The 14,292-nt window shown below is 38.4% G+C and carries 13 protein-coding genes; 10 read left to right on the forward strand and 3 right to left on the reverse strand.

Translation table 11 applies throughout. From position 1 onward, the window contains the following. Positions 1-113 precede the first annotated feature (113 nt). Genes ACFSRY_RS09950 through ACFSRY_RS09960 form a run of 3 tightly spaced genes read right to left on the reverse strand, consistent with a single transcriptional unit; the run spans position 114 to position 2,119 of the window. Positions 114-1,121, reverse strand: a complete 1,008-nt coding sequence (locus ACFSRY_RS09950; RefSeq protein WP_377506279.1) for a DUF4407 domain-containing protein — start codon at positions 1,119-1,121, stop codon at positions 114-116. Positions 1,122-1,125: 4 nt separating this feature from the next. After that, positions 1,126-1,701 carry a hypothetical protein gene (locus ACFSRY_RS09955; RefSeq protein WP_377506282.1) on the reverse strand — a complete coding sequence of 192 codons (576 nt, stop codon included), beginning with the start codon at positions 1,699-1,701 and terminating at the stop codon, positions 1,126-1,128. 19 nt (positions 1,702-1,720) lie between these two features. Further along, a complete protein-coding gene (locus ACFSRY_RS09960; protein WP_377506285.1) occupies positions 1,721-2,119 on the reverse strand; it encodes an HNH endonuclease in 399 nt (132 codons plus the stop codon). A 369-nt stretch (positions 2,120-2,488) separates the two neighbouring features. On the opposite strand from ACFSRY_RS09960, the gene ACFSRY_RS09965 reads away from it, so the two are divergent. The 10 genes from ACFSRY_RS09965 (at position 2,489) to ACFSRY_RS10010 (ending at position 14,276) form a co-directional block, all read left to right on the forward strand. Further along, complete coding sequence (locus ACFSRY_RS09965) at positions 2,489-3,964, forward strand: RNA repair transcriptional activator RtcR family protein (protein WP_377506288.1); 1,476 nt, start codon at positions 2,489-2,491, stop codon at positions 3,962-3,964. A gap of 142 nt (positions 3,965-4,106) precedes the next feature. Then, positions 4,107-4,793: a hypothetical protein gene (locus tag ACFSRY_RS09970; protein ID WP_377506292.1), complete on the forward strand. Its 687-nt coding sequence runs from the start codon at positions 4,107-4,109 to the stop codon at positions 4,791-4,793. A gap of 188 nt (positions 4,794-4,981) precedes the next feature. Next, positions 4,982-6,739 carry an AAA family ATPase gene (locus ACFSRY_RS09975; protein ID WP_377506295.1) on the forward strand — a complete coding sequence of 586 codons (1,758 nt, stop codon included), beginning with the start codon at positions 4,982-4,984 and terminating at the stop codon, positions 6,737-6,739. 8 nt (positions 6,740-6,747) lie between these two features. Then, on the forward strand, positions 6,748-7,815 hold the full coding sequence (locus tag ACFSRY_RS09980; RefSeq protein ID WP_377506298.1) for a hypothetical protein: 1,068 nt from the start codon (positions 6,748-6,750) through the stop codon (positions 7,813-7,815). 27 nt (positions 7,816-7,842) lie between these two features. Then, positions 7,843-9,312, forward strand: a complete 1,470-nt coding sequence (locus ACFSRY_RS09985; protein WP_377506301.1) for a type I restriction-modification system subunit M — start codon at positions 7,843-7,845, stop codon at positions 9,310-9,312. Then, entirely contained in the window at positions 9,309-10,556 is a 1,248-nt protein-coding gene (locus ACFSRY_RS09990; protein WP_377506304.1) for a restriction endonuclease subunit S, read from the forward strand. Before ACFSRY_RS09985 ends, ACFSRY_RS09990 begins: the two co-directional genes overlap by 4 nt. A gap of 149 nt (positions 10,557-10,705) precedes the next feature. After that, positions 10,706-12,046: a hypothetical protein gene (locus ACFSRY_RS09995; RefSeq protein WP_377506307.1), complete on the forward strand. Its 1,341-nt coding sequence runs from the start codon at positions 10,706-10,708 to the stop codon at positions 12,044-12,046. Between the two features lie 462 nt (positions 12,047-12,508). Next, on the forward strand, positions 12,509-13,129 hold the full coding sequence (locus ACFSRY_RS10000) for a cold-shock protein (protein ID WP_377506310.1): 621 nt from the start codon (positions 12,509-12,511) through the stop codon (positions 13,127-13,129). Positions 13,130-13,222: 93 nt separating this feature from the next. Next, positions 13,223-13,654: a hypothetical protein gene (locus ACFSRY_RS10005; RefSeq protein WP_377506313.1), complete on the forward strand. Its 432-nt coding sequence runs from the start codon at positions 13,223-13,225 to the stop codon at positions 13,652-13,654. A gap of 46 nt (positions 13,655-13,700) precedes the next feature. Next, positions 13,701-14,276: a hypothetical protein gene (locus ACFSRY_RS10010; RefSeq protein WP_377506316.1), complete on the forward strand. Its 576-nt coding sequence runs from the start codon at positions 13,701-13,703 to the stop codon at positions 14,274-14,276. The last annotated feature ends 16 nt before the right edge of the window (positions 14,277-14,292 follow it).

Consider the following 14,292-nt stretch of genomic DNA (forward strand, 5'->3'; position numbering starts at 1 on the left):
GTAGCTGTTAAATCTAATTCTGTTGCCGATTAAATATTATACAACAGAGAAAAAATAGGCTGCTAAATAGAAATTTAGCAGCCTATTTTTAAATACTAGGGAATGCTAATGTATTAGTTTACTACCTTACCATTTGCAGCTCTAGCTAAAGCTTCAAGTTTGCGTACCTGTAAGTCCATGTGATGCTTTACAGTTTTTTCGTAGTCATTCTCTTTTTCATTCATCTTACTGATCAATACCAGTAGCTCTAGACCTAGGAGGAAAAAGAACCACAATGCCCAAATGCCAAGGGCAACATTTGATCTTGTAATTAAGGAGTGCATAATTTCTAGTTCATCCAGAAAGCCTACTTTATCACTTATATCTTTCTCAACTTGCTGTCTTATATTTAATAAAGCTGTTTCCTTTTGGTCCTTTTGCTTACGAAGATCGTCTATGTTCTTTTGTACGGGCTCAATCATACTGGCCTTTGGATTGGGTATGTCACTTACAGTTACTGATTTTGCGTTTTGAACGCGCTGTTTAGTGATAGTTCGTCCAGTAGAATCAACTTCTGTTTGACTTACTACTGTAGGAATTATGTTAGAAGAAACACTCTTAATATTAGGGTTTTTCGCAACATCAGCTATCAATGCAAGGCGTTCTTCTTCTTTAGTAGTAATTGCTGAATCTAATGCCGCAATTTGATTTCTTAGCTCTGCTGTTTTAGGTGGTAAAGCGGTTTTTACACGATTTTCTATGAAGGTTACTTTCTCAAGTTCGATGTCTTGTTTGAAGATGATCTGGTCAACAATAACGGCTCCTATGAGAGCCATCATAGTTGCTATTAATCCCCTGGAGAAGTACAGCCATCTACTTGGGTTAATGCTTAGTATGATTTGCCTCTCTATCTGAATAATGATGATAATAGCAATGACAGCTCCAGCAATTGATTCCCATAACCCACCTTCTAAGTATCTTTCTGTAAATGAGTAACCAATAAATGACCATATAATACACACAATGAGTAAGGCCGAAGTATAGCGTTTTACTGCTTTCGCTGCTACTTCACTTGAGTTTCTGACAATACCGTAGTTATAGCCTGTTAAAAAACAGCCAAAACGCATCCATAAATTTCTCATAGCTTTAGAAGTTTCTTCTTAAGATGGAGTGATGTGAAATCGAAGCAAGGCCATTTCTGAAGCCGCGGGTATAGCTAATAATAATACCCTGACCTAGACCTTCATTATTCTTCGCTTGCTCTTCTATTTCGATTACTTGTCGAATGTGATCTTCAGCAATCTCTCGCTTCATTACAAGCTCTTCTACTGTATCTATCATCCCGCTGCGCCCACGGCTGTTAATGTGAAAGTTTATTTCGCGTATAAAATCCTCATAGAATGTCTTTACTTTTCTGATTGTTCTTGCTAAGTCGTTTTTAAGTGCTTCCAGGTTTTGGTTAAGATGTGTCGTATCTGGATTAATCAAGGCATCATCATACCCTTTTGCTTCGTAGTTTTTTTCTAAGAACTGAAACAAGGTGTTAATACCTGCATCTGTGGTAGTGCCCGCTTGCTCAGGAGCTACTGTATCAGCTGGCTTGTTTCTTTCTACAAATACATCCTCTGTGATCTCAGGTAAAGGCTGAGTGGTTGTTGGTCCGGTGTTGCTAAACCCGTTTGTGTGTCCGTTCTTAGAACGGAAGAAGCTAAATAGTCCCATAAGTATTAAGTATTGAGTATTAAATGTTGATAGTAGGTACCTTGAATTTCTTATGCCCTCTGTTGTGGCAGGAATTGCACAGTGTAATTAGTAAGTGCCCTGGGTAATCCCATGGGAGCTTAAACTGATTTTGACGCACTACAAAATGGTATTGCCTGTGGTGTACCTGAAGGCCATCACTGCCACTACACACAACACAACTGTGGTTATCTCTCTTTATTATTTCTTCTCTTCTTGCACGCCATTCAGGTCTGAAAAGTAGCTCACCATAAGAACCATGTGCGGGAGTATCCTGTGAGTTGTAAGGCATGTTTACTGGCTCTAAAGACTTGTCTTCTTTAGCTTGTACAAAGCGGCGATAGGTGCCACTACCTTTAAATGTGAGATACCTGTACCTACTGTTGGTCGGGTCATTCATAAGCTTGTTTTAGTTCATGTTAGTGCCTAGAAAATAGTATACCACTTAACTTTCAGTATACTTTGTCGGCGTAAGGTTTTAATAACTAATTACTTGTATGGTGTATGCTATATGCAAAGCTTGTAAGCTTGTGTCAACTTCTGATACACTATCTTCTTTTTTGACACAGTACTTTTAAAAGGTGCCAATGTATTTTAGTAGTGTAATTGGTGTAAAAATAAACTAATCTATAAAAATATATGCATTTTAAAATGTAAAATATAGGATCTTTACCTATTGTTAGCAAACAAAGGTGGATTAGTGTCTCCTGAGCTGAATAATTATTATCTATATTAGTCGCAGTAATCGAATACTAATAAATATACTTACATGGCAAAGCTGTTGGTGTCTTGGATCGCATATAATCACGACTTTATAAGAGAAGATGGGGTGTTTAAGAGCGTTAATGAAGATGGACCTCATTATCAGTTTCACAAATACTTTTATGAGTCAGGTAAATATGATAAGCATGTACTTCTTTATTCAGAGGGCAAACAAGAGGGGTATGCTCAAAGGCTTGGTATAAAATTAAGGGCTGACTTTCCAGGCCATCATGTAGAGGAAGAACTGTTGCCTGTTAAGAATGTAATTGATCTTGAGGAGGTAAAGACGAAGGTTGAAAGTTTTCTTCTCAGGCATAAGGAGGATGAAATTGAGATTTTCTTCTCCCCAGGTACATCTATTATGCAGTTGAGCTGGTACCTCTGCCACCAAACCTTAGGGCTTAAGACTCGGCTTATTCAAACAAAGCCAGGTCGATTTTCAAAAGAAGGTAAACCAGAACTGTTGGAAGTACAGATACAACATTCTGAAACACCAGTAACCGCAATTATTAAGGAGCAACAGCTAAGAGAAAAAGAAGCCTTTGTTACTGATTACCTAATTACTGACTCCTTAAAACCTGTCTATGAAAGAGCCTTCCTATTAGCGCAAACAGACAATGTTACTGCCTTCATTAGAGGAGAAAGCGGAACAGGTAAAGAGCACTTAGCCCGTTATATACATGATCATTCCATTCGTAAAGAGGCGCCTTTCATACCTATAAACTGCTCTGCTCTTTCTGAAAATCTGCTTGAGTCCAGGTTGTTTGGTTATAAGAAGGGTGCATTTACCGGAGCAGATAAGGATACAGACGGTTTATTTGCTTTTGCCCATGGTGGTACCATTTTTCTCGATGAGATAGGTGACATAACTCCTATGATGCAGCAAGCTTTACTAAGAGTTCTACAGGAGAAAGAGATTCAGCCAATAGGTGGTACTCCTCTAAAAATTGATGTCCGTGTTATAGCTGCTACTAATGCACCACTAGAAAACCTTTGTCGGGATGGGAAATTTAGGTGGGATTTGTACTACCGCCTTTGTGTAGCTGAGTTGGAATTGCCGTCTTTATCTGAACGGGGCAAAGAGGAAGTAGGAGAGATGCTTGACTTTTTTATTGAAAGTAAGAAAGTGGCTTTGCGCAAGAAAAAGGTGCTCCAATTTTCAAAGGAGGCCAAGCAAATGGTATTACGGTACTCCTACCCTGGTAATATTCGAGAGCTGGAGAATCTTATAGAATCATTATATGTTTTTTGCCCTAACGAAGTAACACCCCAGGATCTTCCAAAGCGGGTAAGACAGGTACATCAGGAGCACTCCTTACTTTTAAAAGATGTAGAAAGGGAACATATACTAAAAGTTCTGAACATGAATAATGGTAATCAACGCCAAACAGCTATTTCTTTAGGAGTGGCAATCAATACACTTAAAGCTAAACTAAGAAGCTACGAGGAAGTGCAGTTCGTGGAGCTAGAGACACATCTGTAATGAGTTGATGTATCAACTTCTGATTAGTGGGGAAATGAAATTGATATAACGACTTATTTGTAGGGCCTGTTTTGCAGAAAAAAGGCCTGTTTTACCTTTGGCACTTTGCTTGGGAGTAGGGTAGCATACAAAACTTATCCCTATGAAGCTATCAGAAGCTATGAAAGTGGTGCTGCACTACAGGCAAGTTCCCATGACCGCTCCACAAATTGCCTACTTCTTGTGTTCCAATAAGATAATTTTAACTGATCAGTACAATGAATTGATTCAGCATGTTGAGGAGGAGGCACTTTATAGCCCAGCTCATTTTACAGTCTCAGAAGATTTCATTCAGTTAAGTCCATGGGATGAAAGAGAAAGGCAGTTAATTCAGAAAGTGTTTCTAGTAATTCAAACCGCAGTTAATCTTACTAAGGTGAATAATCATGAGTCACACCTAGCCCACAACCAGGTATTAGCTTTGCTTCTATATAAGAGATTATCAGATATAAAAAGAAGCCAACAGCATGGCACCCCGATTGTACCTCCCCAACTCAAGTTTAACTATGTCTTAGCAACAACACTACCAGCAGATTTACCCAGCAAGCTACATGGTGTTATGGAGTACATTGAGTGTACAGATGAGCGACTAGATGGAATATTTAGTATTTGTAGACAGGAATTAATAAATGTATGTGAGGAATACAAAGTCGTTCAGATTTACAGGGCTATGGGTGAGCTGTCAGTTCTGCTTTTAGATGAAGATAATCTGCCTACACCTTTGTTTCAGGTTATATTCAGCAGGCTCTTTACAATTAATGTAAAACAAACCTCAAAAATGCTAAACTAAGGAGAAGCTATGAGGCCTCATTTATAGGTTAAATAATTTTCCTCTTGCATATCAGGTGCTTAGCCATCTGTTTTTCAAAACTTAGTAAACTGCAGCAATACAAGATTTAAGAATTACTATATTTAATGAAGGTTTAAGTATAGTGACCAAAGAGGGTGTGGCACTCCAATAACTTAACAATAAAATAAATGGCTCAAGTTACAGGTATAGGATTCTCTAATTTTAGAGTATTTTGCAAAGCTAATTTTTTTGATTTCGCTCCAATTTCTGTTTTTACTGGAACTAACAGTTCTGGCAAAAGTAGCATCTTTAAGGGACTAAGCTTAGCGTCAGATAATGTAAATAACCCTAATAAGCTAGTCTTTTCAGGCAACAGCCACAAACTGGGTACCTTTTCTAATGCTTTAAATTTTAATTCACAGTCTAAAGAGTTAGATTTTAAGCTTAAAGTAAGCCAAGGCAGGGATGTTAATCTTGTAGATGATTTCATTTTTGTTGGAAAGTACGTAAATGACAAGAAGTATTCTGAGGATGCTGCATTGAGGGAAAGCTTAATTCTAACTGATAATATAGACGATTCTGTTGTTCTTTGTAAAACAAGCGAAAGCAATGGTTTTATTAATTTATTTGTCAACCTAAAGTTCTTCCTTGATCAGGTTAAGATTAAAAAAATCCCATTTGCACAGGGGGTATATGATGAGATTTGCTCAGGGGTAGCTTCTATTCCGGTTGGATTTAATGTTACTCTGCTAAACTTCCTAGATTATGACTTTTCAGTTATTGATAAACAAAAATTTAAAGAGGCTACTGAGCATCTATCAATTGAATCAATAAGTTCAATCAAAAATAAACTTGAAGAGAGAATTCTGGAGGAGTATTCCAATATTACTTTCAATGGTTTTGAAACTAACCGAGCTGAATTTTTAACAGTAGAAACATATTATGGTTATCTACAAAAATATCATGATGCACTAGATGTTAACTACTATTTCTTTATAAGGAATGTCTTAGATCTATCAGCCTTAGAGTTACTGAATGAAGAGTCTTCATCGGCCTTCTCTGTGCTCCCAAACGATTTGAAAGTAAAGGATGTAATCTCTAATGACTTTCTTTTAATGTGTCAGGACATCATTGCCCCTCAAGTAGCTGCTATAAATGAAAATTTAAAACAGGCATTTGCTGAAGTTAAATTAATAGAGGCGGTTAGAGCAAATTCTCAAAGGCTTTATACAAATCAATCTCAAGGCACAGCGTTCAACAAATTATTACTAAACATTGGCCAATCATGGGACACCTTTCAACAAACTGATGAGTATGGCTTTTCAGCTAAAAAATTTGTAGAAAAGTGGCTCGTAAAGTTCAATATTGGTGACTCATTAAGTATAAAAAGAGTAAAAGGTATTGCTACTGAGGTTATAATTGAGAAGGATGGTAGGAATATTGATTTAATTGATTTAGGCTACGGCGTAACACAATTTTTACCTATTTTGTTATATATTGCCTTTAAGCTCAAATCTAAGGGGTACACAAATCATATGGAACTGATAGGTTTCAAAATGGATAGTGCCAATACAAAAATTCCTCTTCTCTTAATTGAAGAACCTGAATCCAACTTACACCCCAAGCTTCAGTCTCTTTTAGCTGATTTCTTTGTTGACGTTACGCAGACATTTGAAGTAACACTTCTAATTGAAACCCACAGCGAATACCTTATTCGCAGACTACAAGTTTTAACTGCAGCGGGTGAAGCAAAACCTGAGGACTCTGTTATATACTACTTGGATGGCAATATCCCGAGCGACTTTGATAAGTTTGTTCGTAAGATCAACATCAACCCCGATGGAAGCTTAACAAACGATTTCGGCCCTGGCTTTATAGATGAGGCTACAAACTGGAAGCTCGAGTTAATGAGATTAAGGAATGCTCATCTCTATAACGTTAACTAGGAATAGGTATGGAGCTAGTAGTAGATAAAGGCTTTTTAGACGGTTTTTTTCAATTTAATTCTTCTGCAGAAAAGAGAGCTGTTTATGATAGCTTTATTCAATTTGTTAAAAGTATTAGGCGAGGTTTAAAAGTAGTATGTAATTTCTCGGATTACTCTGAGCTAGAGTTTTACTTAGAAAGTAATGCACTCTTGCAAGCCATTGAAGAAAGAGAACCACAATACACTTTAGAGGCCCAATTATCGGGGATAGTAAAAGGAGCTTCTTTTTACCAACAGGGAAGCTGCTTTAAAATGTTTTTTATTGGGTCTGATTGCAATGAGTGCGATCAATTAGAGAAACAGGTTGGCTTTAGCTTTATCAACGCAGCTGAGCTTGAAAAGAAATGGAGTCGTTTCCTGACATCTAAAGAAATACTGAGGTATCAAATAACCAATAATCCTGAAATTGCAGCAGATGAAAGATTTGACTCATGGCGTAAATTAAGAGACTATAAACACCCAATTAATGCAATTGTAGTAGCCGACAGGTATATTCTTTGTGATAAATATGAGCAGAAAATACAATGCAACTTAAAACCTTTATTGCTTGAGCTTATACCTGACAGGAAAACAATTATACCTGTCGATCTAACAATTATTGCCTCTCAAAAAGACAGCAAGCACAGCTTTGAGTCAATAAAAACAGATTTAGATACTTACTTTGAAGAGTGTATCCCGAGTGTGCAGGTAAATCTCACGATAATTGATTTTGATGATGAGCTAAAGGCACTCATAGAAAATCAACATGGTACTGATTTCCACGATAGAAGAATTGTTACAACTTATTACTGGTATGAGATAGGAAAGGGATTTAATCTATTCAAGTATAGAGATCAATTGAAGCCATCGAGCTCAAAGTTATACATGGGTTTTAACCTTTATTCTTCTAATCAAGATGATGTAAAACTGCTGTTAGAAGAGTATGCCGCATGTGCATCTATGGCAAAAAATGTATTCGGCTCTAATAAGAATCGTTTATTACTTCCTTATCAATTTATGTATCAAACAACCCAGCCCGAAGCAACAGTTGCCTAGGCTATAAAACATCACATTAACCAACCAATGATTACCGGAGAACTAAAGAGCAAAGTAGACCGCGTGTGGGAGGCTTTCTGGACGGGTGGCATTGCGAACCCGCTTACTGTTATTGAGCAGATCACGTACCTGCTGTTTATCCGCAGACTCGATGAGCTGCACACGGCTAAAGAGAAGCGGGCAAGTTTGCTGAACCAGCCTATAAAGGACGCCATTTTTGCGGAAGACCAGCAGCAACTGCGCTGGAGCCACTTTAAGGACATTGACGCAGAGGAGATGTACAAAGTGGTGAGCCAGAAGGTGTTTCCGTTCATGAAGGAGTTTGGCGGCCAAGACAGCGTGTTCTCGCAGCAGATGAAGGGTGCTACTTTTATGATCCCAACGCCGAATCTGCTGGAGCGTGTGGTGAGCATGCTCTCAGCCATCGACATGAACGACCGCGACACCAAAGGCGACCTGTACGAATACCTACTTTCGAAGGTGGCCACGGCGGGTACCAATGGACAGTTCCGCACGCCGCGCCACATCATCCGCATGATGGTGGACATGATGGAACCAACGCCAACAGACACCATCTGCGACCCATCGGCGGGCACCTGCGGCTTCCTGGTATCGGCAGGGGAGTACATGCGTGAGAAACACCCTGAGATGCTTTTGAGAAGCGATTTGATAGATCATTTTCAGAACCACATGTTCAACGGTCTGGAGTTCGACTCTACCATGATCCGTATTGGGGCCATGAACCTGTTGCTGCACGGTATTGAGAACCCGCAGCTGCACTACCGCGATGCTTTATCAGAGGCCAACACCATAAACGAAGCCTATACGCTTATACTTGCTAACCCGCCATTTAAAGGCTCCCTGGACCACGACTCTGTAGAGAAAAGCCTGCTGAAGACGGTAAGCACTAAGAAGACGGAGCTGCTCTTCCTAGCCCTGATGCTGCGCATGCTGAGGGCTGGCGGACGTGCCGCTGTAATTGTGCCGGATGGTGTTCTCTTCGGCTCCAGTAAGGCGCACAAGGCCATACGCCAAGAACTGATCGACAACCAGAAGCTAGAGGCAGTTATCTCTATGCCTTCAGGGGTGTTTAAGCCTTATGCCGGGGTAAGTACGGCGGTGCTCATCTTCACGAAGACCAATTCGGGTGGTACCGACAAAGTATGGTTCTACGACATGCAGGCCGATGGCTTCTCGCTGGACGATAAGCGCAACCCACTTGATGTCAGCAAGCACGAAAACAACAACATCCCTGATATACTTACCCGCTGGCAGCAGCGCGAGGCTGAGCACAACCGTGCCCGCACCGAGCAAAGCTTTATGGTGCCGCTAGCTGACATACAGGCCAATGCCTACGACCTTAGCATTAACCGTTACAAGGAGGCCGTGTACCAAGAGGTGAAGTATGATTCTCCGCAGGTTATACTTGCCGCCATCCGCCAACTGGACGAAGAAAGACAACATGAACTGAAAGAATTGGAGGAGTTACTAGGATGAGTTGGAAGAAAGTTAAGCTAAGTCAGATTTGTGACATTCAAATTGGAAGAACCCCAGATAGAAACAATTCTTCCTATTGGGGCAAAGGGTATAGCTGGGTTTCGATCAGAGATTTAAAGTCTGATACTGTTTTTACTACGAAAGAAGAAATAACAGATGCTGCAGTGAGAGAGTGTAATTGCAAACTTATACCTGCTAATACACTCTTGATGAGTTTTAAGTTAAGTATAGGTAAGTTAGCTTTTACTAAAGAGCCGGTTTATACTAATGAAGCAATTGCAGCACTTTTAATAAAAGATAGGAGCAAAGTATACAACAGGTTTTTGTATTACGCGCTTCAAGTTGCTGATTTATTAAGGGATACAGATCGCGCTGTAATGGGTGCGACACTCAATAAAAAGAAACTTGCCGAGATAGAAATTATACTTCCCCCGCTGGAAGAGCAGAAGCGCATAGCCCAGGTGCTGGACAAAGCCGACCGCCTGCGCCAGAAAGACCGCCAGCTGCTCCAACACTACGACCAGCTCCTGCAGTCGGTCTTCCTGGATATGTTCGGCGATCCTGGGATAAATAGTAAATCTTGGAATACATGTTTGTTAGGAGATATAATTGAGACTTTAACTGATTATCACGCAAATGGGAGTTATGAAGTGTTAAGAGACAATGTTACTCTCTTAACAACAAAGAACTACGCCTTGATGGTAAGAACTACAGATTTGGAAAATAACAATTTTACAGATAATGTTATCTACATAGATGAGCATGCTTATAATTATCTTAAAAAGACTAAGGTTTATGGAGGAGAGATAATTATAAATAAAATTGGTAGCGCAGGAAAAGTTTATTTAATGCCAAATTTGGAAACACCTGTTTCATTAGGTATGAATGCTTTTATGTTAAGGTTTGATCAATCTAGAGCCACAAGTGAATTTCTTTATTATTACTTAACATCTGAATTTGCTACTACAGAAATTCAAAAACGAGTAAAGGGTGCTGTAACAAAAACTATAAATAAAGATTCAATTAGAGAAATACCTGTATTGCTCCCTCCGCTACAATTGCAGGAAAAATTTATAGCAGTAATAAAAAAGATAGTTAAACAGAAAGCTGCAGTAGAAACTACATTGAAAGGATCCAACAACCTTTTTCAATCCCTTCTTCAAAAAGCCTTCAAAGGCGAACTGCAATTGAAGGATGAGAAGCCTACTGCAAAGCCTAAGTTCGTTGTTTCCTCCATTTTGTAACGCTATAGAGTAGCAATTTAGAGTAGATTGGAAATTTGTTGTATGTTTCCTAAATGTGGTGTAGGTGCAAAGGGCCGGTATGATTTACCAATTATTTGAGACAGCTTTCTAATAGATATTCTAATAAAACCATTGCATACTAAATCTACATGAAGAACAGACACCTTAATTTCTTTCATTTTTACGCTGAATCAGAGTCGGTACAGCATCAGGAAAATAATCTCACCCGTGCACTAGCAATTTGTTTACAGCACGATCCACTCTTTCTGTATACTATCCTTAAGAAAATAGTTGGCGAAGACCTGCATCCGCAGCTGCACCTGATTAATAGCGACGACGAAGTTCAAATAAGTATACAGCAGCAAATTAGTAGCCTTGCCATTGCTGAAAAGGTTTATGCGGTAGCCTTAACCGAAAATGTGTTAGACTTAGAAGGTTATGATACGGTTGACATCTATCGTAATAGTGAGCCGATCACGGATATGGCCATCCGTTTTAAAGATACTCTGATAATTATTGAAGTGAAACGAAACGCGGCAAATTGCCTTGGTCAGTTGAAAGGCCAGCTTGAGAAGTATAAAGAAATAGTAGAGGATGATATTACTGAAATTCCTGTTTCATTAAGTTGGAAAGAAGTACTTCGTCTGGCAGACGACATAAGTAACTTCTCAATTATGTTAAAACAGCCAGCACACCTGGTTAGAAACTTCACAGAATTTATTCGCAGCAGATACCCTGAATGGGATGAGCCTATACCGTTTTCTTCTATTCCTTTCTCAGTTAATGGCACAGTTAACACTCACCCCATTTATCGAAGGCTTTATACCATACTTCAAAAGCAGTACGGCGATGAGCTGATGTACTTGAAAGACAGAGTCTCTATTCCAGTTAAAGAATCTTGGGCTTCTGAGGCTCTTATGGATCCAATAAATGGCCCTAACGATGAAGATTTTCTAAATCTGAGGGTTTATCCTGGCAACACTAAAGGGCAAGGCTGGTCATTATTTACTAATCCAGCAGGCTTGGCATGGGCGAAGCAAAAGGTTCTAACTGCAAATAGTAAAAACTACCAACTAATTGTAGAGCCTTATATCAAATTCGCAAATAACTATGGGTCTTACTTATTTGAGCTCATCCTGTGCAATGATTTGGAGCAATATTCAGATCGCTTTATGAACCGAGGTACATTTGAAGATCTGGCAGGACGTTGGAAAAAAGATGATGCAGCAAAATTAGAGCAGCTTCTGGATTTGCTTACTGATAAGGCTTGGAGAAAACAAATAGGTACCACTTGGAATAACGAATTTATAAACTCTGGTAGAACTGTTATCAATGTAAGTATAGGTTTTGAGGTTTATATTTTGATTCCTTATGAAGAATTGAGGCAATTAGACAGGTCTATAAATGATACTGATAAGGTAGGTAAGCATATTGCTGTTCTTCTTCACGAGTTGAAGGCTCTAATTAATGGTAAAAGCCGAGGTCAGTAATCTGCTATTGGTTTATGTTATTACTGTTTTAATCTCATATTTTATGTTTGAAATTATACTGCATCCGACTTACTACAATCAGGGCTTCTTTAATATAAGTGTGTTGCACGCTGATCTTTTCGGAGAGCATAACACCGAAATAAAGATACAATTAGGAGAAAATTCTAATAATGTAATCATTGGCCACATAAATAGGGAGGTTAATAATAATTATACACCTAGAATCATGGGTCGTGTGCAATTAGCTAATTGGTTTCAGGACAATTTCAATTTACATGATGTAGTGAATGTTGAAGTTCTCTCGCCTGAAAGTATAAAACTAACTTAAGGCGTAGCTCTTGGAACAAACTCTAGAATTGCTCACAAGATCAAAGCCGAATGCTTGCTTTTTCGGTACATAATGTACTATCTACTGTTTTATAAACCACTCTAAAAAATATGTAATCTAATCTAACCAGCAACATGAAAGGGATAATCACTAAATATTTTGAAGATAAAGGTTTTGGTTTCATTAAAGATGAAAATGAGACAGAACGTTTTTTTCACGTTTCGAGCATTAAAGGAAAAGACAAGTTCCTAAATAATATTACAGATTATCTCTACACCACATGGTTAGATAGAAAATGCTATGTAGTAGACTTTGAGCCTTATGAGAATGAAAAAGGATTAAACTCGTTAAATATCGAGTTGACAAATCAGGTATTTAATGAAAAGCCAACAAACTCTGAATTCGAAGCTCTGGTAACGGATATAGATTATTATAGAGATTCATTAACAAGAACTAGTTCGGGGTATAAAAAGGGGCAGTCGGCACCATTCGGCGCAACAGCTGGAGGCAATGGAACATACCGCTTAGGTTATCCAGAAGTAATAAGAGAACTGAACCTCTATTTTAGAAGAGTAGATGATATTGGCTGGGGAACAATTGACATTAGAGATTTAGCTCTAAAAGTAAATGGTAGAAGCAAAATCACGGATAGATTTGTGAGTTCTCTAAACAATCATTTGGTAGGTAGAACAGTTTCAATTCTGCCAAAAAATAATGAGTGGTATTTAAAGGATAGTTCAGTTTTGGTAATATAAACAAGTGCTCCTATTCTTTGCTTGATCCATTTTGGTTCTAGAAATTCAATTAGTATGGTTTGTTAAAACTTTTCACATTAACTGGTCTTATTCATGACTCCAATACCTTTTACGGTTCCTGAAGATAAATTAGCTCAGTTGCTGCTTTCTTATCCGAATACAGGTAAGAACAGTGATGTTGGTAAGCTTGCTGTAGCTATAGTTAAAGAATATTTTCTCTCAATAGATTGTACAGCGACTTTTGTAACCAATAAGAAAGGCGTAGACTTACAAGTATCATATAACGGCTTAACCGAAGATTTTGAGATAAAGGGTACAGCGGATGAATCAATAGCATGGTCAAAGCTTAAAGTATCGAGCCAGCGCTGTTATGACAAACTAGAAGCTGGTATGAAGCTTATTAGAGTGTCTAAGATCAGTAAACCTACAGTAGACCTCTATTTTCTGGAGTATGGAAAGCACTTCATACTTGAGCAGGAGCCGAGATGGTCTGTTAAACGTATAGCTAATCTTTCAGCTTCTTAGCTAAGTAGCAGCTAAATTAAATAGAGTTTCAAGTAAATACTTCACCATGTCAGATCAAAATACACCACCTATACCTGATAAATGGTATGCCCTTACACAATTAGGTAAAGTCCTGAAAGAAGGCAGGCTCCCTGAATTTGTTAGGTCGGATGAGGCCTTTTATTACGTGCAGTGCATGTATTATTCACAACGATCAGGTACTTCTTACTTTAAATATAAGTTGTTTAATACAGCGCTTACTACTGCTATGTTAAAGTACAATGGTATAAGCTGTAAAGATTTAGAGTTTGCAGAAGTTGCTCATGTACAGGATGTACATTACAGAAAAATCAGATTTAACTTGGTAGATAAATGCAGTGTTACAGAAACAAGCATGTTCGACGGTGGTATCGAAGCTTTCCAAGCATGTATAAAACACATGGATGAATTAGGTAAATACGGGACTATTAGAGAAAGAGACCTTACTAAAAAGGTAAAACACCAGGAAGATATAATAAAAGCAACGTCTGAGGATATAAGTAAGTTAAGGATAAAAATTCAAGAGCTAGAGTATAAGTTGGATGAAATTTATAAAAGCAAATCCGACTTGCGAAAGCTTACACAGTTACTTTACGAAAATTAGGAGGGGTTAATTTTAA

The sequence above is a fragment of the Pontibacter locisalis genome, from assembly GCF_042684605.1.
GTDB lineage: Bacteria > Bacteroidota > Bacteroidia > Cytophagales > Hymenobacteraceae > Pontibacter > Pontibacter locisalis.